Source organism: Caulobacter sp. FG7 (genome assembly GCF_057808875.1).
The window spans coordinates 105,693-125,362 of the sequence record NZ_JBMDIW010000001.1; the positions used below are offsets into that span (position 1 = coordinate 105,693).

Here is a 19,670-nt window from a genome sequence, read left to right on the forward strand (position 1 = left end):
GTGGCCGATTTCGCAGCCACTCCCCTCTCCGTCGGCTTCGCCGACACCTCTCCCACAGGGAGAGGGGCCTTTAGGCCGGTTCCTTCTCGAGCACCGGCTCCTGCGTCGGCATGCGCGAGCGCAGCGGCAGCGCCGGGACGAAGAAGATCACGATCACGCCCAGCACGATCACCGCCAGGGCCGCCTGCATCACGCCGCTGACGGCGAACGACAGGGCCTGGCCCAGGGCCGGGTCGCGGTGGCCGCCGGCGACGCCGGTTTCCAGGGCCATGCCCTGCAGGGCGCCGAGGTCAAGTTTGCCGCCGCCGTAATTGGCCAGCTGCGTGGTCAGGAGGGCGCCGGCCACGGCCACGCCCACCGTCGAGCCGATCTGGCGGAAGAACTGGTTGGAGCTGGTGGCCACGCCGATGTCGCGCGGGGTCACCGCGTTCTGGGAGGCCAGGTTGAACAGGCTGTGGTTGGGGCCCAGGCCGATCCCGACCACCAGCAGCAGGCCGCACAGCAGGCCAAGGCTGAGGCTCGCCAGATGGGTCATCGGCAGCACGCCGATCAGCAGCAGCACCGCGCCGCCCAGCATGAACGGCTTATACTTGCCGGTGCGGGTGACCAGCACGCCCGACACCGACGAGCCGACGATCATCCCGCCCATCAGCGGCAGCATGGCCAGGCCCGAGGTGGTGGCGTCGACGCCCAGGCCCAGCTGCATGTAGAGCGGCAGGAACACCGCCACCCCCATGAAGGCCATGGAGATCAGGAAGGCGGCAAGGTTGGCGGTCACGAAGGTGCGGTTGGCGAACAGCCGCAGCGGCAGGATCGGGTTGGAGACCTTGCTCTCGACATAGACGAAGAGGGCCAGGGCCACGGCCGCGCCGACGAACAGGCCGATGCTCTGGGGCGAGGCCCAGGCGATGTCGTGGCCGCCGAGGCTCAGCGCCAGCAGCAGCGGCACGAAGGCGGCGATCAGCAGGGCCGCGCCCAGGAAGTCGATCGAGCCCGAGCGCTGGTGGGGCAAGGCCGGCATCTTCACCAGGATCATGAACAGCGACAGCAGGCACAGCGGCAGGTTGACGTAGAACACCCAGCGCCAGCCGGCGACGACGTGGCCGGCCAGGGTGATCGTGCCGTGGTCGGTGAAATAGCCGCCGATCAGCGGGCCCAGCACGCTGGAAAGCCCGAACACCGAACCGAAGATGCCGGCGAACTTGCCCCGCTCGCGCGGCGGATAGAGGTCGGCGATGATCGCGAAGGCGGTGGTGAACAGGGCGCCGCCGCCGATCCCCTGCAGGGCGCGGAAGACGATCAACTGCACCATGCCGCTCATGCCGGCGATCGTGCCGAACTCGCCCGACACCCCAGACAGCCACGAGCCGACCATGAAGATCGAGATGCCGACGACCAGGACGGGCTTGCGCCCGTAGATATCGCCCAGCTTGCCCCAGATCGGCACCATCACCGTCGAGCTCAGCAGGTAGGCGGTGGTCACCCAGCTATAGAGCGTCAGGCCGTGCAGTTCGGAGATGATCCGCGGCATGGCGGTGGAGACGATGGTCTGGTCGAGCGCGCTGAGCAGGAAGACGATCATCAGGCCGGCCAGGGTGGTGCGGCGTTCGGCGTCGGTGAATTGGCCGGTCATGCGGTGGTCCGTGCAGCGTGGACGCCCCGCCTAGCACGGTTCGCCGGATGCAGGGCAGAAGCGATGCGCGAGAGGTCGAAGAGCGGTTGTTCAGCGATCCTCCCCCTGTGGGGGAGGTGTCGGCGAAGCCGACGGAGGGGGGGAGTAGGGGCAGGGGCTGTCGGCGTTTGGGAAGCTGAAAACGGCCCCCCTCCGGCCCTCCGGCCACCTCCCCCAGAGGGGGAGGATCTTTGATCCAACCTCAGGTCGCTCGCCGCCCGCGTCCAACCGGAGTAAGGCGTCTTTCGATCGTTTCGTCGAGAGCGCCCCATGCGTCGTTTTGCTCCCCTCCTGGCCCTTGTCCCCGTGCTCTGCGCCGCCGCGCCCAAGGCGGTGGAGGTCGACGTGCGCCAGGCCTGGGCCCGGCCGGTGGCGGCTGTCGGCATGAACAGCGCCGGCTACATGGTGCTGGCCAATCGCGGCCGCGCGCCGATCACCCTGACGGGCGCTGCGAGCCCGCTGGCCCGCGAGGTGATGGTCCACCGCACTATGGAAGCGAACGGCGTCTCGTCGATGCGGGCCATGAGCCACGGGCTGGTGATCCCGCCGGGCGGCCAGGTCGCCTTCGCCCCGGGCGGGAACCACTTCATGGTCATGGGCCTCAAGCGGCCCCTGAAGCCCGGCGAGCGTCTGCCGCTGACCCTGGCCTTCGACGGCGGGCGCAGGATCGAGGCGCAGCTGGCGGTCCGCACCGGTCCGCCGCAACCGGCGGCTGCGGTCGCGCCCGTTCCGCCGCACCGGCACTGACCCAAGGTGGCGCTTTGATGGCCCGTCAGCGGCCATCGCCCCGTCCTGTGGAAACATGACAGAATTTTAAGGCAGGAAATTCCGTTGTCCGGCGCAGATTGCCGCCGGGTTTTCCAACGGATCTGCCTTTCGATGAAAAAAGCTTGGTTCGGCGCCGCTGCGGCGGTCGCCCTCTCGATCTCTGCCTACGGCGCCCAGGCGCATGAAGAGCACGCCTGCGTCGACGACGCCTGCACCGTCCAGTCGCTGTTCGCGCAGGGCGCCGAAGGCGGCGGCGCGGCCGTCTCGCTGGAGTCGCCGCGCTACGGCGCCTGGGGCTTCGACCTCACCGGCATGAACACGTCGGTCAAGCCGGGCGACGACTTCTACAAGTACGCCAACGGCAAGTGGGACGAGACCACCCAGATCCCGTCGGACCGCACGCGTTACGGCAACTTCGACAAGCTGGCCGAGCTGTCGGAAGCCCGCACCCGCGCGATCATCGAGGGCGCGGCCGCCGGCAAGACCACCGACGCCGACAGCGTCAAGGTCGGCGCGGCCTACAAGGCCTTCATGGACGAGGCCCGCATCGAGAAGCTGGACGCCGCCCCGATCGCCGGCGAGCTGAAGCAGATCAAGGCCGTCAAGACCAAGGACGAGTTCACCGCCCTGATGGGCAAGAGCCCGACCACGGCCTTCGCTTCGCTGCTGAGCCTCTATGTCTCGACCGACGCCAAGAACCCCACCCGCTACACCGTCTATGCCGGCGCCGGCGGCCTCTCGCTGCCCGACCGCGACTATTATCTCGACGCCAAGTTCGCCGACAAGAAGGCCGCCTACGAGGCCTATGTCGCCAAGCTGCTGGGCTTCGTCGGCTGGGCCAATCCGGCCGAGAGCGCCAAGGCCGTGGTGGCCTTCGAGACCCAGCTGGCCGAAGCCAGCTGGACCCGCGTCGAGCGCCGCAACCGCGACAAGACCTACAACCCCAAGACCTGGGCCGAGCTTCAGGCCCTGACCCCCGGCTATGACTGGAACCGCTATCTGGTCGGCACCGAGCTGCCCAAGCTCGACCGCGTGGTGGTGACCACCGACACGGCCTTCCCGAAGTTCGCCAAGGTCTATGGCGACACCTCGCTCGACACCCTGAAGGCCTGGCAGGCGTTCAAGGTCGTCGACGGCGCCGCGCCCATGCTGTCCAAGCGCTTCGCCGACGCGGCGTTCGAATTCCGCGGCAAGACCCTGTCGGGCCAGCCCGAGCAGCGCCCGCGCTGGAAGCGCGGCGTCGCCCAGGTCAACGGCATGCTCGGCGAGAGCGTCGGCAAGGTCTATGTGGCCGAATACTTCCCGCCGGACTCCAAGGCCAAGATGGTCGACCTGGTGGCCAACCTGCGCACCGCGCTGAAGGCCCGCATCGAAGGCCTCGACTGGATGGGTCCGGAGACCAAGGACAAGGCCCTCGACAAGCTGGCCAAGTTCACCGTCAAGATCGGCTATCCCGACAAGTGGCGCGACTATTCCAAGCTGGAGATCCGCGCCGACGACGCCTACGGCAACGCCCTGCGGGCCGGCGCCTTCGAATGGCGCCATGACGTCGAGCGCCTGAACCAGCCGGTCGACAAGACCGAGTGGGGCATGACCCCGCAGACGGTCAACGCCTACTACAACTCGGTCAACAACGAGATCGTGTTCCCGGCCGCCATCCTGCAGGCGCCGTTCTTCCATCCGGACGCCGACCCGGCCGTCAACTACGGCGGCATCGGCGGCGTGATCGGCCACGAGATCGGCCACGGCTTCGACGACCAGGGCCGCAAGTCCGACGGCGACGGCGTGCTGCGCGACTGGTGGACGGCGGAAGACGCCGCCAAGTTCGACGTGCAGAAGGCCAAGCTGGGCGCCCAGTATTCGGCGTTCGAGCCCTTCCCGGGCGTGCACGTCAACGGCGACCTGACCATGGGCGAGAACATCGGCGACATGGGCGGCCTGTCCTTCGGCCTCGACGCCTACCACGCCTCGCTGCACGGCAAGCCGGCTCCGGTGCTGGACGGCTTCACCGGCGACCAGCGGGTCTATCTGGGCTGGGCCCAGGTGTGGCGCCAGAAGAGCCGCGACGACGCGCTCAAGCAGCAGATCGCCAGCGACCCGCACTCGCCGGCCTACTACCGCGTCAACGGCACCATCCGGAACCAGCCGGGCTGGTACAAGGCCTACGACGTCCAGCCGGGCGACAAGCTCTACATCGCGCCGGAAGATCGCGTGAAGATCTGGTGATCTGAGTAAAGACCCTCTCCCTGTGGGAGAGGTGTCCGCGAAGCGGACGGAGAGGGGCGTGGCTGGGAAGCCGGCCATGTCAGCGGCAGCTGAGAACGGCCCCCCTCCGGCCCTTCGGGCCACCTCCCCCAGAGGGGGAGGATCTGAACAGGCGAAACCCCGGGCCTCACCGCCCCGGGGTTTTTCTTTGGCCCTACGTCGCCGCGTCGAGGATGGCTTCGCGCACCAGGTCGGGGCGCTCCATCGGCAGGAAGTGGCTGGTTCCGGCCAGGGTCTCGATGCGCACGGCCTTGCCGCGGCGGGCGAAGGCTGCGCCGTCGCCGATGCGGCAGGTCGAGCCGGTCTCGGCCGCCAGGATCCGCACCGGGCCCCGGAACTGGCTGACCGCCCGCCAAGGATCGTGGCCCTGGGCGGCGTAGTTCGAGGCCTCCCAGGCCGGCGAGCAGGCCAGCTCGACCTTGCCGTCCGGGCGATCCTTGAAGCCGCCGCCGACATAGTCGGCCAGCATGGTCTCGGGCCAGGTCTTGAAGGCGCCGCGGCCGCGATAGGCGGCGAAGGCGGCCTCGCGGCTGTCGAACACCTCGCGGCGGCGGCTGGCGGCCTGGGCGATCGGCATGCGCTTCCACAGGCGGCCCGAGGTCCACGGCGCCTTGGCGTAGAGCGCCACCAGGCGCGGCATGATCACCGGGTCCAGCAGGACCAGGCTGGAGACCTTGCCGGGCGCCTGGGCGGCGGCCAGCAGGCTGACCGTGGCCCCCATCGAGTGGCCGGCCAGAACCACCGGGGCCTGGTCGAGCGCGCGCAGCAGGGCCAGCAGGTCGTCGCGCAGGTCGAGCCACGAGCGGCGATCGTTCGGATCGGCGGCCAGGCGGCTGTCGCCGTGTCCGCGCTGGTCGACGGCCAGCACCCGCAGGCCCGCCGACAGCGGCGCCAGCAGGGCGCGATAGGTCTGGGCGTTGAAGCCGTTGGCGTGCACGAAGACGACGTCGACCGCGCGATTGGCCGGGCCGAAGTCCAGCGCCGCCATCTCGCCGTCGCCGGCGGGGCTGTCGATGGCGATGAAACGCCGCTTGGGCTCGCGGAAGACGGCGGCGTCCATCGGCCAGAGGTTCCTTCTTCGGCTCTTCCCGCTAACCTAGGCGCCCACAGCCCCGCCGTCCAATGGAGCCGACGATGAATCCGCTCGCCACCATCGGCTACGAGACCGACACTCAAGGCGGCATGATCGACCGGCTGAAGGCGGCCGGGGTGGAATTGGTGGTCGACGTGCGGGCGGTGGCTTCGTCGCGCAAGGCCGGTTTTTCCAAGACCCTGCTGGGAAACAGCCTGCAGGATCAGGGCATCGGCTACCTGCATCTGCAACCCCTGGGCACGCCCAAGGCCGGCCGCGACGCTGCCCGCGCGGGACGCACCGACGAGATGCGGGCGATCTTCGCCGCCCACCTGGAAGAGCCGAAGGCCCAGCTGGCCCTGGCCCAGGCCACGCAACTGGCCGGAGAAAAGCGCATCGCCCTGCTGTGCTATGAGGACGACCCGGCCTGCTGCCACCGCCGCATCGTCGCCGACCGCATCCGCCAGGCGCTCAAGTGCGAGGTCGTGGACCTGTGATCGAGACGGTGCTGGCCGGCTACCAGGCCGACGGAGCGGACCTGGTCGACCGGTTCGAGGCCATAGATTCCGCCGGGCTCTATGCGCCGGTGGCCGACTTCATCCCAAAGACCCCCGCCAGGATCGCCGACATCGGCGCCGGCACGGGGCGCGACGCGGCCTGGCTGGCCGGCCTGGGCCACGCGGTGGTCGCCGTCGAGCCGGTCGCCGCCCTGCGCGAGGCGGGGCGGGCGCTGCGGCCGGGACTGACCTGGGTCGACGACCGCCTGCCCGCGCTTTCCAGCCTGCGGCGACAGCGCTTCGACCGGTTGCTGCTGAGCGGGGTGTGGCAGCACCTGGACGATCCGGCCCGCGCGGCGGCGATGCCGGTGCTGGCCGGGCTGCTGGCGCGCGGCGGGGGGCTGGTGATGTCGCTGCGCCACGGCCCCGGCGCGCCGTCGCGGCCGGTCTGGCCGGTGGACGTCGAGGCGACGGTTGGGCTCGCTGAGGCGGCGGGGTTGCGGCTGGTCCACCGCGTCGAGGCCGCCTCGGTGCAGGCCGGCAACCAGGCGGCGGGGGTGACCTGGACGTGGGTAGTTTTCGAGAAACCAGCTCCTCCCCCGTGAAACGGGGGAGGTGGCGCGCTGCGGATACGCAGCGTGACGGAGGGGGCGAGGGACAGAGCTCGGCGCCCAGTCTCGCCCCCTCCACCGCTTCGCGGTCCCCCTCCCCCGCAAGCGGGGGAGGAGCTAGCTCACTAAACCTGCGTCAGCTGCCACTCGCCGCGGCCGTCCTTGCAGGCGTTGTAGCGCTCGGTGGCCGGGCGCTGGCCGCGGGTCGAGATCGAGGCGGCGATGGTGCGGCACGACGGCTCGGGGCCGTAGCCGCTGGCGGTCAGCAGGCTGCTCGACACATAGCCCGTACCGTAGCCGCCGCGGCCGACCAGCAGCCAGTTGGAGCCGGGCACGCCGCCCAGCACCTCGACGCGCTCGCCGGCCGACAGCTTGCCGACCACGCTCTCGCTGGTCGACGGGCCGGCGCGCAGGTTGGCGGTCGAGCGGACGGTGTAGTCGGCGCCGACGGCGTCGTAGCTGGAGAGTTGCCGCACGTTGCGCTCGAAGCGCAGCTGGTCGCCGGCGATCGGCGGGCCGTAGGTGGAGGCCACCACGTCGACGCGGCCCGAGGCGCCGGTGCGCGGGTTGCTCCAGGCCTGCGACTGGCCGGTTTCCAGCGCCTTCTTGGTGGCGGCCTGGGCGCGGGCGGTGTCGGTCGACTGCATGCGGCAGCCGATGTACGAGCCCGCCGCCGCGCCCGCGGCCGCGCCGACCAGGGCGCCCAGGCCCTTTTCGTTCTTGGCCACCTGGGTGCCCAGGAGGGCGCCGACGCCGGCCCCGATCAGGGCGCCGCCCTCCTGCTTGCCGCCGCCGGCGTCGCACGAGAACAGGCCGCCCAGCGGCTTGCCTTGGGCCAGGACGGGGGTGGGCGCGGCCAGGCCCGTGGCCAGCAGGGCCGCGATCGACAGGGCGGCGGGGATGGACTTGCTCATGACGTGGCTCCTTGCGCGGGGCGGATCGTCGTCCTTTGCAGAAAGGACGATGCGTCCGCCGGATTTGACGTCGCCGCCGCCGCCCGTGCTATCGTTCAGGTGAACAATGATAAGGGAGGCGACGATGGGTAATGAAACACCGTCCGACTATAGCTGCTTTAAGGTAGAGGTCGAAGCGGGCGTCGCTCACCTGAAGCTGATAAGGGCGGAAAGCTTCAACAGCATGACGCGTTCGTTCTGGCGTGAGCTGCCGGCGATCGTGAACGACCTCGACCAGCGGGGCGGCGTGCGGGCCATCGTCATTTCCTCGACCGGCAAGCACTTCAGCGCCGGCATGGATCTTTCGGTGTTCGCCGACGAGGGCATCACCGGCGGCGAGCCGGTCGACCGCCACGTGGCCGCCGAGGCCTTCCGCCACAAGGTCAAGGGCCTGCAGGAGACCTTCTCGTGCCTGGAGCGGGCGCGGATGCCGGTGATCATGGCCATCCAGGGCGGCTGCATCGGCGGGGCGGTCGACTTCGCCACCGCCTGCGACATCCGCTACGCGACCTCGGACGCGTACTTCGTGATCCAGGAGATCAACATCGGCATGACCGCCGACGTCGGCACCTTCCCGCGGCTGTGCAAGCTGATCCCCGAGGGCTGGGTCAAGGAACTGGCCTATACCGGCCACAAGCTGCCGGCGGCCAAGGCGCTGGAGCTAGGCCTGGTCAACGCCGTCTTCGACAGCCACGAGGCCGTGGTCGCCCACGCCCTGGAGACCGCCCGCGAGATCGCCTCCAAGACGCCGCTGGCCGTGACCGGCAGCAAGGTGGTCATCAACTACGCCCGCGACCACTCGGTGGCCGACACCCTCGACTATCTGGCCGTCTGGCAGTCGGGCATGCTGGCCGGCCCTCACATGGCCGAGGCCTTCGCCGCCAAGGCCGGCAAGCGCGAGCCGGTCTATCCGGACCTGGCGCCGATCAAGGCGGGGATCTGAGGGAATAGATCCTCCCCCTCTGGGGGAGGTGGCCCGCAGGGCCGGAGGGGGGACGTTTTCAGCTTCCGCTGAGCGTCTCGCCCTCGCAGTCACACCCCCCCTCCGTCGCCTTCGGCGACAGCTCCCCCAGAGGGGGAGCATCTCCGTCACCGCCCCTGCCAGAGCTCCGGTCGTTGGTCGAGGAAGGCCGCCAGCTTGTCGGAAATGCCCTGCTGGTCGCGGGCCGAGGGGTGTCCGTCGCAGGCGGTCTGCTCCATCTTGCCCACCGGGATGACGGCCAGGCGGGTCTCGCCGTGGGCCTTGAGGGTCTCGGCGACGCGGTCGACCTGGGCGGCGATCTCGTTCTCGGCGCTGGGCGGGGCCAGCAGGATCACGAAGGCCTGGGGCTGGCGGGCGCGGACCTCGCCCACGAAGCGGGCGTAGGTCGCCACGTAGTCGTCGCGCAGGGCCTGGCGGTCCTCCCATCGTTCGCCGGCCTTCAGGGGGGTGGAGAAGTCGTTGGTGCCCAGGTTGATGACCACGACCTGCGGGCGCCAGTCGTCGTTGGCGTAGGCGGGCGCGGCGCCCAGCAGGACCTTGGGCCAGGCCTGGGGCAGGGTATCGCCGCCCATGCCGTCGAAATTGCGCACGATCCCCCGGCCGGAGATGGCGTTGACCTGGCGGTCGGCGCCGAAGCGCTGGGCGGTCAGCGGCCCGAAGGCGATGGAGTTGTCGGTGGTCATCCACACGCCGTCGCCGGGGCAGGCGTGCACCTCGGAGGCGACGCCGTAGCCGACGCTGTGAGAGTCGCCGATGAACTCGATCTGGCGGCGGGGCGCGGCGAGTGGCAGGGCGCGACCGCCCTCCAGGAAGAAGCCGCCGAAGCGGGCCGGGGCGGCCTGCATCTCGTTGACGACGCTGGCGCGCACCAGGTGGCGGCCGTTGGCCAGGCCCTCGATGCGGTAGAGGCCGGGAGCGGGCTTGACCAGGCGGCCGACCGGCGCGCCGTCGATGGAAAGATGCAGGGTCTGGTCGCCGGCCCCGACCTTGAACAGCACCGCCTCGCCGGCGAAGGCGGCCTCGAAGCGGGCGCTCGGCCACTGGTAGGTCCAGCCTTCGGGACCGGTCACGACGCGGCCGCCGGCCAGGGCGGGCAGGGGCGTCAGGGCGGCGGTTTCAGTGGCGGGGGCCAGGCGCGGCTGGGCCAGCGCAAGAACGGGAACCAGGGCGGCCAGAGCCGCGGCCGTCAGAAGCCCTCGAAGTCCCATCGCGCCCTCCCCTAGTGTGCGAGGGCTCGGTGTAGCGGTTAGACGCAATAAGGAAAGATGAAAAAGGTATTCGCTCAGCCCTTGGGCGGGACGCACCCTTCGGGCAGTTCGGCGCCGCGCAGGTCGCAGCCGGCGAGGTTGGCGCGCGACAGGTCCGCGCCGATCAGGCGGGCGCGGGAGGCGCTGGCGCCCGACAGGTTGGCGCCGCGCAGGGTGGCGCGGGTGAGGTCGGCGCGCAGGGCGCGGCCCTCGCCGATCACCAGCGGGCCCAGCTTGGCGCCCGACAGGTCGGCGCGGGCCAGGTCGGCGTCGGCCAGGCGCGCGCCGCGCAGGTCGGCCTTGCGCAGGTTGGCCCCGCGCAGGTCGGCGCCGACCAGGTTGGCGCCCTGCAGCTCGACGCCCTCCAGGTCCATGCCGAAGAGGATCGCGCCGGGGGCGGAGAGGCCGCTCAGCTTGCGGCCCTTAAGGCGGCGAAGCGGACGGAAGTCGACCTGCGGGATGTTGGCTGCGCGGCCCTTGGCGCCGCCGCTGGCGCAGAACGCCTCGTGCGCCTCGAGCAGTTCGTGCAGCGGCTGGTCGTCGACATAGATCAGCGGCGGCGGCGCGCGCAGCACCTCGGCGAGGTCGGCGTCTTCAAGGTTGGCGCCGGAGGTGTCCACGCCGGTCATCACCGCCCGTCGCAGCAGGGCGCCCGACAGGTCGGCCCCGAAGATCTCGGCGCCGGTCATGTCGACCCGGTTCATGGTGGCGTTGTTCAGCCGCGCGCCCGACAGCGTGGCGCCCGACAGGTCGGCGTCGGTCAGGTCGGCGGCGCGGGCGAAGGCGCCCGACATCTGGGCCCCGCTCATCTTGGCGCCCTTCAGCAGGGCGTAGTCGAGGCCGGCGCCGTCCTCGGCGTGGCGTAGCAGGCGAAAGCCCTCGGCCCCGTCCTGAACGGCGGTCAGGCCCTCGCGCAGGTCGCAGCCCGACAGGTCCGCGCCCGACAGGTTGGCGCCGCGCAGATAGGCCCCGCGCATGTCGACCCGGGTCAGGCGGGCGCCGCGCAGGTCGGCGTCGCGCAGGTCCGCGCCGTACAGCACCGCCCGATCCAGCACCGCCCCGCGCAGCGAGGCGCCGGCAAGCAGCGCGCCGGTCAGGTCGGCCTCGGAAAGGTCCGCGCCGTCGAGCTCGAAATGCGACAGGTCCAGATAGGCCAGGGTCGCGCGCCGCCCGCCCGGCAGGCCCTTCAGGTAACGGCCGTGCGCCTCCACCGCGGCCTTGACGGCGGCGGCGGGAGCCTTGCGGATCAGGCTCTGCGGCGATGAGGCGGGAAGGGGCGACATTGTTTGTTTTTATCAAGCGTTCCGGCCATTTATGCCGAAGCTCCGCTTAAGGAACGGTTTGTTTTCCGGCTGTGAAACAAGTCACAGCCAGCCCTTTCGCCTGAACCAGATCAGGGGCGCGAGGGCGGCGATCAGCATCAGGCCGAGCGCCATGGGGTAGCCCTCCTTCCAGCCCAGCTCGGGCATGTGCAGGAAGTTCATCCCGTAGATGCCGGCGATCAGGGTGGGCGGCAGGAACACCACCGAGAACACCGAGAAGATCTTGAAGATCTGGTTCTGCTCGATGTTGATGAAGCCGAGCGCCGCGTCGAGCAGGAAGGTGATGTTGCCCGACAGGTAGCTGGAATGGTCGGTGATCGACTGTACGTCTCGCTGCAGCGACTTGAGGTGGTCGCGCAGTTCCTTGTCGCCCTCGAACTGCTCGGCGAGGCTGGCGAAGCTGAGCAGGCGCGCCAGGCTGACCAGGCTGTCGCGGGCCTTGGCGTTGACGTTCTGGGCCCGGCCCAGGCGGCTGAGGATCTTTTCGAAGGCCACGCCGCGCGGGCGGCCGAAGATGGCCCGCGACTGGGTCTCGACCTCGCTGGCGGTGCGCTCGAGGATGTCGGCGGTGCGGTCGACCACGGCGTCCAGCAGGCCCAGGAAGGTCTGCGGCCCGTGCGGGCACAGGCTGGGCTGGCGCTCGGCCTGGGCGGCGAACACCGAGAAGGCGCGCGGCTCGACGTAGCGGATGGTCACCAGCTTGTCGCCGGCCAGCACGAAGGTCACCGGGGCGGCCGTGGGCAGCTCGCCCTCGGCGTTGACCAGGATCGTGGCGGTCATGAATGTGCCGCCGTCCTCCTGGTAGAGGCGCGAGGAGGCCTCGATCTCGGCCATTTCCTCGCGGGTGGGCAGCAGGAGGCCGATCGATTGCTCGACGGCCACTTCCTCGGCGCGGGTAGGGTCGACGAGCTCGATCCAGACGGCGTCGGCCGGCAGCCGCCAGTCAGGCGTCTGGCCGCCGGGTTCGAAGCCCGGGGCGCCTTGTCGGAGAACTCTCAGCATGGATCGACCCGGACCTTCACCTCTCGGGTGTGGCAGGGGCTTTGGATCGCGTCAACGCACCTGGGCGTCGATCGATGTGGAGATCAGCGCTGCTGCTGGGCCGGCTTGTCGTCGCCTTGGGCGGCGGCGATCAGGGCGGCGATGCGGTCGGTGGAGTCGGCGGCCTGGTTGATCATGTCCAGCGGGTTGGCGCGGACCGACGAGGCGACCTGGTTGGCGGCCTGCTTGGCCAGCGACACGGCGGCGTTCTGGGCAAGCGCCAGCTTGCTGGTGGCCGCGGCGATCGTGATCGCCTGCTGGTTCTGATAGATGAAGCCGTGGGTCGGATAGACCGTGGTGCCCAGGTCGCGGATCGGGTCGTACCAGACCTTGACCTGGCTCCAGTCGCCTTCCGGAGAGACGTCGACGACGGTGACGTCCTTCTCGACCTGGCCGCGGGCGCCGTTCATGACGGACCAGTTGGCGTGGGTGACCTGGATCACCCGGTCGGTGAGAACCTGCGAAACGAAGGCCACGTGGCCGAGGTTCATGCGGCCGGTGGGCTTGAAGCAGAGGACGGCGCCGGCCTTGGGCGTGAAACCGGTCTCGTACTTGCCGGTGGCCTGGCCCCACCAGGTGCGGGCGTCGCCGAAGATCTGGATGCCCGACATCAGGCGGGCGAAGGGCACGCACTGCCAGTACCCGTCGGCCACGGCGCTCGAGATCGGCGCGAGGCTGATCATGGCCGCAGCGGCCAGGGAACCCCAAAGGGCTCTCTTCCGTTTCGTCATGCTTGGGTACTCCCCCGCGTCACTGGGTAGGGGGATAACCCTGACGGAAAAATATGAAAAGAGTGTTTATTAGGCCACAGTGGCGGTTGCCGCCGCGCTACGGCGTCGCTTGGCGATAGACTTCATGAAGTCCCGGGCCGGCTTTTCCACCAGGTGATAGGAAGCGGCCGACAGTGGAATCAAGGCTGCGACGATTAACGCCCAGACGGCCAGCGGCAGTTTGTCGCCCTCTATGTTCAGCAGCTTTGCCGCACCGTTGATCGCCAGGATCTTCCACGGGATGCAGATCATGTAGGTCGAGTAGCTGATCTCGCCCAAATACACGAACATGCTTTGCGTAGCGAAGGTCGAACCGGCCTTGGCCAGGCGCGCCAGGGATAGAATAAATCCGCCCAAAATGGTCACGATCAACGCATCGGGCGCCTGAAGCTGCACCGTGGCGAGCAGAAGAAGGCCGGCGAAAGCGGCGCCGATTCCCGCCGCGCGCAGGCTGACCTCCTGGCTCTTCCACAGGGTGTAGAGGGCGCAGCCGTAGAAGAAGCACGGCACGATGCGCAGGGCGCCCCAGCGGATCGTCGCCTCGGTCAGCGGGAAGCCGGCCAGCTTTTCGAAGGCCGGATAGAGGGCGGCGATCACCAGCAGGGCCGCGCCGGTCAGCACAAGCGGCCGCTCGCGCAGGCGCCAGGCGACGAAGGCGAAGGCCGGGAAGGAAAGATAGGCGAACCACTCGGCCGAGATCGACCACGAGGGGTGGTTCCAGCCCGAGACGGGGGCGAAGCCCCAGGCCTGGACCATCAGCAGATTGGCCGGCAGGGCGTCCCAGGCCAGCATGTTCTTGTCGACGGCGATGCCGGCGGCCCCGGCCGCGAGGGCCATGGCGCCGACCCCCGCCAGGGTGAACAGGTGCAGCGGATAGACCCGCGCCAGCCGGTTCCACAGGAAGCCGCCATAGCCGAACCGCCCCTCGCCGAAGGCCGTCAGATAGACGTGGCAGAGGATGAAGCCCGACAGGATGAAGAAGGCCTCGACGCCCAGATAGCCCTTGGCCACCACGCCGGGAACCGCACCGGTCACGGCGAGGTTTGGCCAGTAGTGGTACATCACCACCCAGAAGGCGGCGAAAAACCGCAATGCGGTTAGGGGCTTGATATGGGCGGCGTCAGGCATATCTGCTTCTTCCGTGTCCGAGTTTCGCCGCAATTCGCCGACCGCCGTTTGGCGGCCGCGGCGGGCTCAGCGGCGGGCTGGGACCTGCTCAATTCTTCTCCAGCCTAATCGGGACCCATGAACGAACTCCTTCAACTCGCCACCGACCCGGGCGCCTGGGCCGCCCTCGTCACCCTGGTGACCATGGAAATCGTGCTCGGGATCGACAATCTGGTCTTCATCTCGATCCTGTCGAACCGGCTGCCGCCAGAGCACCGCCAGCGCGTGCGCCGCATCGGCATCTCGCTGGCGCTGATCATGCGCCTGGCCCTGCTGTCGACCATCGCCTTCATCGTCGGCCTGACCGCACCGGTCTTCAACCTGGGCATCGTGGGTCCGTTGGGCGCGCACGGCGAGCCGGCCTTCGAGACCGCCTTCTCCTGGCGCGACCTGATCCTGATCGCCGGCGGCCTGTTCCTGATCTGGAAGGCCACCAAGGAGATCCACCACACGGTCGATCCCAAGCACGAGAGCGGCGACGTGCTCGACAAGACCGGCGTGGTGATCTCCAACGTCGGCGCGGCGATCTTCCAGATCATCCTCTTGGACCTGGTGTTCTCGATCGACTCGATCCTGACCGCCGTGGGCATGACCGACCATCTGCCGATCATGGTCATCGCCGTTGTCGCCGCCGTGACCGTGATGCTGCTGGCCGCCGACCCGCTGGGCAACTTCATCAACGCCAACCCGACCGTGGTCATGCTGGCCCTGGGCTTCCTCTTGATGATCGGCACCGTGCTGATCGCCGAGGGCTTCGGGGTGCACGTGCCCAAGGGCTACATCTACACCGCCATGGCCTTCTCGGCCGGCGTCGAGGGCCTGAACATGCTCTCGCGCCGGGCCTCGGAGCGGAAGCACAAGAAGGAGTAGTCGCCTCTGACGGGGCGGCCCTCTCCGGCCCTCCGGGCCACCTCCCCCAGAAGGGGAGGATCGAAGAGCGCCAAGATGCTCCCCTCTGGGGGAGCTGTCGCGGAGCGACTGAGGGGGTGTTCACCCCGAATGAAAACGCCGCGACGGCCCTTCGGCTGTCGCGGCGTTTCTCGTTTCAGGACCCTCTCCCTGAAGGGAGAGGTGTCGGCGAAGCCGACGGAGAGGGGAGGGGCTGCGAAGCCGGCCACCTCTCCGGCAGCTGAAAACGTCCCCCCTCCGGCCCTTCGGGCCGCCTCCCCCAGAGGGGGAGGATCTCAGTGCGCCGCTGCCGGCGGCGGCTGGCGCCGCGGAGCCCGCTGGAGCATGCCGCGGGCGATCTCCTGCTCCCCGATCAGGGCCTCTGTCGCGCCCATCTGGCCCAAGAGCTCGACGTCGGCGTCGGTGTAGGCGCGGGCGATGATGCGGGCGTCGGGATTGGCCGCGCGGGCCTGCTCGATGATCCGCGCCGCCTCGAACGGACTGGGCACCGCCACGAAGACGTGGGTGGCCTTTTCCAGGCCCGCCTTCATCAGCACCTCGGGGCGCACGGCGTTGCCCTGCACCACCTCGTAGCCGGCCGCGCGCAGTTCGGCGGCGCGCTCGACCTCGTCCTCGATGACCACCAGCGGGGTGCGGTTGCGCAGGCCCTCGGCCACGGCCTTGCCGACCCGGCCGTAGCCGACCAGCACCGCGTGCGGCTGGGCCGCGACGGCCACCGGCGGGGGCGCCTCGCGGGCCGAGACCTTGACCATCGCCTTGTCGAGCCAGGCGAACAGCAGCGGGTTGAGCAGGATCGACAGGATGGCGCCCGCCAGGATCAGGTCGCGGCCTTCCGGCGGCAGCAGCTTCAGCGACACGCCCAGGCCCGCCAGGATGAACGAGAACTCGCCGATCTGGGCCAGGCTGACCGAGATGGTCAGGGCCACGCTGCGCGGGCGCTTGAAGGCGACGACGATGAAATAGGCGGCCACCGACTTGCCCAGCACGATGATCGCAACCGTGGCCAGCACCGCCAGCGGCTCGCGCAGCAGCACCATCGGGTCGAACAGCATGCCGATCGAGACGAAGAACAGCACCGCGAAGGCGTCGCGCAGCGGCAGGGTCTCGTTGGCGGCCTGATGCGACAGCTCGCTCTCGGCCATGATCATGCCGGCGAAGAAGGCCCCCAGCGCGAAGGATACGCCGAACAGCGCGGCGGAGCCGAACGCCACCCCCAGCGCGATGGCCAGCACCGCCAGGCGGAACAGCTCGCGCGAGCCGGTATGGGCGATGCGGTGCAGGATCCACGGAATGACCCGGCGGCCGACGATCAGCATGAAGGCGACAAACGCGGCGACCTTGCCGATGGTCAGGGCGAAGGCGCCGGCGATGCCGCCGGCGCCGTGGGCGGTGGTGACCCCGCCCAGAGCGCCCGACAGCGCCGGCAACAGAACGAGCGCCAGCACCATGGCCAGGTCCTCGACGATCAGCCAGCCGACGGCGATGCGGCCGCGGTCGGTCTCGATCAGCCGGCGCTCCTGCAGGGCGCGCAGCAGCACCACGGTCGAGGCCACCGACAGGGCCAGGCCGAACACCACGCCCGCGCCCCAGCCCCAGCCCAGCGCCACGGCCAGGCCCACGCCCATCAGGGTGGCGGCGGTGATCTGGGCCACCGCCCCGGGAATGGCGATCTTGCGCACCGCCATCAGGTCCTTGACCGAGAAGTGCAGGCCCACGCCGAACATCAGCAGGATGACGCCGATCTCGGCCAGCTGCGGGGCCAGTTGCTGGTCGGCGACGTAGCCGGGCGTGAACGGCCCGACGATGACGCCCGCCAGCAGGTAGCCGACCAGCACCGGCAGCTTCAACCGATTGGCGAGCGCGCCGAAGACGAAGGCCAGGCCCAGGCCCGCGACGATGGTGGCGATCAGCGAGGTATGGTGCAAAGGGCCTCCTTGACGGTCATCTTTTTCGGGCGTACTCACCCATTATGGGTGACGAACCCGTGGGACACCAGATGCCACACGCAAAAATTCTCCTTCCTGCCCAGTGTCGGGGCGCCCGCGGGCTGCTCAACTGGTCGCAAGGCGAGCTCGCGGACAAGGCGGGGGTGTCGCGCAGCACGGTGAAGGACTTCGAGACCGAGCGCCACGCCTTGCACCATAGCACCGAAAGGCTCCTCATCGAGGCGCTGGAGACGGGCGGCGCGGTGCTGATCCCGGCGGCCGAGACCGGCGAGCCCGGTCCGGGCGTGCGGCTGAAGATGGTCGTCGACTAGAGGCAGGAAACTATCGAGGAGGGGCTGGGGCGTTGAACCACGAGGTTTCACCGGCGGACTACAAGGATCTGGTCCTGTTCCTGGCCACGGCCGGGATCGTCGCGCCGCTGTTCAAGCGCCTTCGCATCAACCCCATCCTCGGTTTCCTGCTGGCCGGCGTGATCCTGGGCCCGTTCGGCCTGGGCCGGTTGATCGGCGTCGCGCCGTGGCTCGACTACGTCACCGTCGACAATCCCGACGAGATCGGCCAGCTGGCCGAGTTCGGCGTCGTCTTCCTGCTGTTCATGATCGGGCTGGAACTGTCGTGGGAGCGGCTGCGTCTCTTGCGCAAGTACGTGTTCGGCCTGGGCGCGGCCCAGGTGATCGGCTGCTCGCTGGCGTTGGGCGCGGTGGCGATGATGCTGGGCCAGACGCCGGTGGCGGCCCTGGCCATCGGCTCGGCGCTGACCCTGTCGTCCACCGCCATCGCCGTGCCGGTGCTGGCCGAGCGCAAGCGCCTGCACGCCGAAGGGGGGCGGGCGACCTTCTCGGTGCTGCTGTTCCAGGACCTGGCGGTGGCCCCGATCCTGATCACCCTGGCGATCCTGGGGCGCGGCCACGGCGAGTTCGACGCCCGCGGCCTGCTGGCCCTGCTGCCGGCGGCCCTGGGCCTGGGCGTCATCGTGCTGGTCGGCCGCCTGGCCCTGCGGCCGATGATGCGATCGGTCGCCAAGGCCAAGAGCGAAGAGATGTTCATGGCTGCCTGCCTGCTGGTGATCATCAGCGCGGGCCTGGTCAGCTCGCTGTCGGGCCTGTCGATGGCCCTGGGGGCCTTCGTGGCCGGCGTGCTGCTGGCCGAGACCGAGTATCGCCACGAGGTCGAGGTCAAGATCGAGCCGTTCAAGGGGTTGCTGCTCTCCTTGTTCTTCGTGTCGCTGGGCATTCGCCTGGACCTGTCGCTGCTGGTCGCCTCGCCGGTGCTGGTGCTGGGCACGGCGGTCGGGCTGGTGGCGGTCAAGGCGGTGATGGTGTTCGGCCTGGGCAAGCTGTTCGGCCTGTCCAACCGCGCCTCGGGCGAGGCGGCCCTGGCCCTGGCGGCCGGCGGCGAGTTCGCCTTCGTGCTGCTGGCCAACGCGATGGACGCCGAGGTGGTCGAGCCGGCCATCGGCCAGGCGGTGCTGGTGGCCGCCACCCTGACCATGTTCCTGATCCCGGTGCTGACCGGGGTGGGCGCGCGACTGGGGCGCAAGGCCCCGGCCGAGACCACCGAGGCGCCGGACGGCGTCGACCTGTCGGTGGAAGAGCCCAAGGGCCGGGTGCTGGTGGTGGGCTTCGGCCGGGTCGGCCGGCTGGTGGGGGAGATGCTCGACCGCCACGAGCTGCCCTGGATCGCCATCGACCGCGACCCGCGCCTGGTCGAACAGGGCCGCCGCGCCGGCCACCGGGTCTATTTCGGCGACGCCGCGCGGGTGGAGCTGCTCGAGCGCTGCGGCCTCGACCACGCCCGGGCGGTGGTCGTCACCATGGACGGCCCGGAGGCGGCCGAGGCGGTGGTCGAGGCCGCTCGCGGCCACCGGCCCGACCTGACCATCGTCGCGCGCGCGCGTGACGCCCGCCACGCCGCGCGCCTCTACGAGCTTGGCGCCACCGACGCCGTTCCCGAGACCATCGAAGCCTCGTTGCAGCTTTCTGAGGCCGTTCTGGTCGACATCGGCGTGCCGATGGGCCTGGTGATCGCCTCGATCCATGAGCGCCGCGACGAGTACCGAAAGGTGCTCAACCGCCCCGACGCCCTGGGCGGCCGACGTCGGCGGCTGCGCGACGCGGGCTGAGGCCGAGGGGCCGGAGCGGAGCCGTTCGGCGGCGCAGGTATCCCGACACCGCGCCTCGAACTTGGCTGTTTGCGTTGTTTTTCAGCGTCTCAGGCCCGCCCGACGCTACGGAAGGCCTTGCGCGGAAACGCTTTGCGTGCGAACCGAGGGGCGCGGGCGCCTTTCGAGGAGACCTTGCCGCCGAATTCGGCGCCGGGGAATTCGCAAGGCGTGACCGCGAGGTGTCGCGGGGGACTTCCGCCTCGGTGAAACTTTGGACGGTGTTGCCGAGCCGACACTTTCGCGGGACGCGCGCCTTGGTATAACGATGCTCGGCCGTTGGGCCG

At 69.8% G+C, this 19,670-nt stretch carries 17 protein-coding genes and 1 pseudogene; 8 read left to right on the forward strand and 10 right to left on the reverse strand.

Annotated features, from left to right (window positions below; translation table 11 throughout):
- Nucleotides 1-70: 70 nt before the first annotated feature.
- Complete coding sequence (locus ACODR1_RS00530) at nucleotides 71-1,633, reverse strand: MDR family MFS transporter (protein WP_488878705.1); 1,563 nt, start codon at nucleotides 1,631-1,633, stop codon at nucleotides 71-73.
- A gap of 309 nt (nucleotides 1,634-1,942) precedes the next feature.
- Here ACODR1_RS00530 and ACODR1_RS00535 point away from each other — a divergent pair, with 309 nt between their 5' ends.
- Nucleotides 1,943-2,419, forward strand: a complete 477-nt coding sequence (locus ACODR1_RS00535; protein ID WP_488878706.1) for a copper chaperone PCu(A)C — start codon at nucleotides 1,943-1,945, stop codon at nucleotides 2,417-2,419.
- Nucleotides 2,420-2,551: 132 nt separating this feature from the next.
- A complete protein-coding gene (locus ACODR1_RS00540; protein WP_488878707.1) occupies nucleotides 2,552-4,666 on the forward strand; it encodes a M13 family metallopeptidase in 2,115 nt (704 codons plus the stop codon).
- A gap of 193 nt (nucleotides 4,667-4,859) precedes the next feature.
- On the opposite strand, the gene ACODR1_RS00545 is transcribed toward ACODR1_RS00540, so the two are convergent.
- Nucleotides 4,860-5,765 carry an alpha/beta fold hydrolase gene (locus tag ACODR1_RS00545; protein WP_488878708.1) on the reverse strand — a complete coding sequence of 302 codons (906 nt, stop codon included), beginning with the start codon at nucleotides 5,763-5,765 and terminating at the stop codon, nucleotides 4,860-4,862.
- A 74-nt stretch (nucleotides 5,766-5,839) separates the two neighbouring features.
- Between ACODR1_RS00545 and ACODR1_RS00550 the strand changes: the two genes are divergently transcribed.
- Both ACODR1_RS00550 and ACODR1_RS00555 read left to right on the forward strand, forming a co-directional pair.
- Nucleotides 5,840-6,274, forward strand: a complete 435-nt coding sequence (locus ACODR1_RS00550; RefSeq protein WP_477029323.1) for a DUF488 domain-containing protein — start codon at nucleotides 5,840-5,842, stop codon at nucleotides 6,272-6,274.
- On the forward strand, nucleotides 6,271-6,879 hold the full coding sequence (locus ACODR1_RS00555) for a class I SAM-dependent methyltransferase (RefSeq protein WP_488878709.1): 609 nt from the start codon (nucleotides 6,271-6,273) through the stop codon (nucleotides 6,877-6,879). Before ACODR1_RS00550 ends, ACODR1_RS00555 begins: the two co-directional genes overlap by 4 nt.
- Here ACODR1_RS00555 and ACODR1_RS00560 read toward each other — a convergent pair.
- Together ACODR1_RS00560 and ACODR1_RS00565 are read right to left on the reverse strand one after the other, a co-directional pair.
- A pseudogene (locus tag ACODR1_RS00560) lies at nucleotides 6,866-6,997 on the reverse strand (hypothetical protein); the annotation flags it as partial. The gene ACODR1_RS00555 and the pseudogene ACODR1_RS00560 overlap by 14 nt on opposite strands.
- Before the next feature lie 13 nt (nucleotides 6,998-7,010).
- Complete coding sequence (locus ACODR1_RS00565) at nucleotides 7,011-7,799, reverse strand: SH3 domain-containing protein (RefSeq protein WP_488878710.1); 789 nt, start codon at nucleotides 7,797-7,799, stop codon at nucleotides 7,011-7,013.
- 124 nt (nucleotides 7,800-7,923) lie between these two features.
- Here ACODR1_RS00565 and ACODR1_RS00570 point away from each other — a divergent pair, with 124 nt between their 5' ends.
- The gene (locus ACODR1_RS00570; protein WP_488878711.1) at nucleotides 7,924-8,781 is read left to right on the forward strand and encodes a crotonase/enoyl-CoA hydratase family protein; all 858 of its coding nucleotides are present in this window, start codon (nucleotides 7,924-7,926) and stop codon (nucleotides 8,779-8,781) included.
- 146 nt (nucleotides 8,782-8,927) lie between these two features.
- Here the strand turns inward: ACODR1_RS00570 and ACODR1_RS00575 are convergent, their stop codons facing one another.
- The 5 genes from ACODR1_RS00575 to ACODR1_RS00595 form a co-directional block, all read right to left on the reverse strand.
- Nucleotides 8,928-10,028: an SGNH/GDSL hydrolase family protein gene (locus ACODR1_RS00575; protein ID WP_488878712.1), complete on the reverse strand. Its 1,101-nt coding sequence runs from the start codon at nucleotides 10,026-10,028 to the stop codon at nucleotides 8,928-8,930.
- A 74-nt stretch (nucleotides 10,029-10,102) separates the two neighbouring features.
- Nucleotides 10,103-11,350 carry a pentapeptide repeat-containing protein gene (locus ACODR1_RS00580; protein ID WP_488878713.1) on the reverse strand — a complete coding sequence of 416 codons (1,248 nt, stop codon included), beginning with the start codon at nucleotides 11,348-11,350 and terminating at the stop codon, nucleotides 10,103-10,105.
- Between the two features lie 81 nt (nucleotides 11,351-11,431).
- Nucleotides 11,432-12,391: a magnesium transporter CorA family protein gene (locus ACODR1_RS00585; RefSeq protein ID WP_101716018.1), complete on the reverse strand. Its 960-nt coding sequence runs from the start codon at nucleotides 12,389-12,391 to the stop codon at nucleotides 11,432-11,434.
- Nucleotides 12,392-12,474: 83 nt separating this feature from the next.
- Nucleotides 12,475-13,161 carry a CHAP domain-containing protein gene (locus ACODR1_RS00590; protein ID WP_101716017.1) on the reverse strand — a complete coding sequence of 229 codons (687 nt, stop codon included), beginning with the start codon at nucleotides 13,159-13,161 and terminating at the stop codon, nucleotides 12,475-12,477.
- Nucleotides 13,162-13,230: 69 nt separating this feature from the next.
- Complete coding sequence (locus ACODR1_RS00595) at nucleotides 13,231-14,328, reverse strand: acyltransferase family protein (RefSeq protein ID WP_488878714.1); 1,098 nt, start codon at nucleotides 14,326-14,328, stop codon at nucleotides 13,231-13,233.
- Between the two features lie 117 nt (nucleotides 14,329-14,445).
- Between ACODR1_RS00595 and ACODR1_RS00600 the strand changes: the two genes are divergently transcribed.
- Nucleotides 14,446-15,237, forward strand: coding sequence for a TerC family protein (locus tag ACODR1_RS00600; RefSeq protein ID WP_101716015.1), 792 nt, complete (start codon nucleotides 14,446-14,448; stop codon nucleotides 15,235-15,237).
- A gap of 314 nt (nucleotides 15,238-15,551) precedes the next feature.
- Here the strand turns inward: ACODR1_RS00600 and ybaL are convergent, their stop codons facing one another.
- Nucleotides 15,552-17,201, reverse strand: coding sequence for a YbaL family putative K(+) efflux transporter (gene ybaL / locus ACODR1_RS00605; RefSeq protein ID WP_488878715.1), 1,650 nt, complete (start codon nucleotides 17,199-17,201; stop codon nucleotides 15,552-15,554).
- 71 nt (nucleotides 17,202-17,272) lie between these two features.
- Here ybaL and ACODR1_RS00610 point away from each other — a divergent pair, with 71 nt between their 5' ends.
- Both ACODR1_RS00610 and ACODR1_RS00615 read left to right on the forward strand, forming a co-directional pair.
- Complete coding sequence (locus ACODR1_RS00610; protein WP_101716119.1) at nucleotides 17,273-17,533, forward strand: helix-turn-helix domain-containing protein; 261 nt, start codon at nucleotides 17,273-17,275, stop codon at nucleotides 17,531-17,533.
- A 32-nt stretch (nucleotides 17,534-17,565) separates the two neighbouring features.
- Nucleotides 17,566-19,344, forward strand: a complete 1,779-nt coding sequence (locus ACODR1_RS00615; protein ID WP_488878716.1) for a cation:proton antiporter domain-containing protein — start codon at nucleotides 17,566-17,568, stop codon at nucleotides 19,342-19,344.
- The last annotated feature ends 326 nt before the right edge of the window (nucleotides 19,345-19,670 follow it).

Coding starts and splice junctions, on each gene's coding strand:
- ACODR1_RS00585 (WP_101716018.1), bottom strand. CDS start 12,391: ATGCTGAGAGTTCTCCGACAAGGCGCCCCGGGCTTCGAACCCGGCGGC.
- ACODR1_RS00590 (WP_101716017.1), bottom strand. CDS start 13,161: ATGACGAAACGGAAGAGAGCCCTTTGGGGTTCCCTGGCCGCTGCGGCC.
- ACODR1_RS00575 (WP_488878712.1), bottom strand. CDS start 10,028: ATGGGACTTCGAGGGCTTCTGACGGCCGCGGCTCTGGCCGCCCTGGTT.
- ACODR1_RS00565 (WP_488878710.1), bottom strand. CDS start 7,799: ATGAGCAAGTCCATCCCCGCCGCCCTGTCGATCGCGGCCCTGCTGGCC.
- ACODR1_RS00595 (WP_488878714.1), bottom strand. CDS start 14,328: ATGCCTGACGCCGCCCATATCAAGCCCCTAACCGCATTGCGGTTTTTC.
- ACODR1_RS00540 (WP_488878707.1), top strand. CDS start 2,552: ATGAAAAAAGCTTGGTTCGGCGCCGCTGCGGCGGTCGCCCTCTCGATC.
- ACODR1_RS00600 (WP_101716015.1), top strand. CDS start 14,446: ATGAACGAACTCCTTCAACTCGCCACCGACCCGGGCGCCTGGGCCGCC.
- ACODR1_RS00535 (WP_488878706.1), top strand. CDS start 1,943: ATGCGTCGTTTTGCTCCCCTCCTGGCCCTTGTCCCCGTGCTCTGCGCC.
- ACODR1_RS00610 (WP_101716119.1), top strand. CDS start 17,273: ATGCCACACGCAAAAATTCTCCTTCCTGCCCAGTGTCGGGGCGCCCGC.
- ACODR1_RS00570 (WP_488878711.1), top strand. CDS start 7,924: ATGGGTAATGAAACACCGTCCGACTATAGCTGCTTTAAGGTAGAGGTC.
- ACODR1_RS00530 (WP_488878705.1), bottom strand. CDS start 1,633: ATGACCGGCCAATTCACCGACGCCGAACGCCGCACCACCCTGGCCGGC.
- ACODR1_RS00545 (WP_488878708.1), bottom strand. CDS start 5,765: ATGGACGCCGCCGTCTTCCGCGAGCCCAAGCGGCGTTTCATCGCCATC.
- ACODR1_RS00550 (WP_477029323.1), top strand. CDS start 5,840: ATGAATCCGCTCGCCACCATCGGCTACGAGACCGACACTCAAGGCGGC.
- ACODR1_RS00580 (WP_488878713.1), bottom strand. CDS start 11,350: ATGTCGCCCCTTCCCGCCTCATCGCCGCAGAGCCTGATCCGCAAGGCT.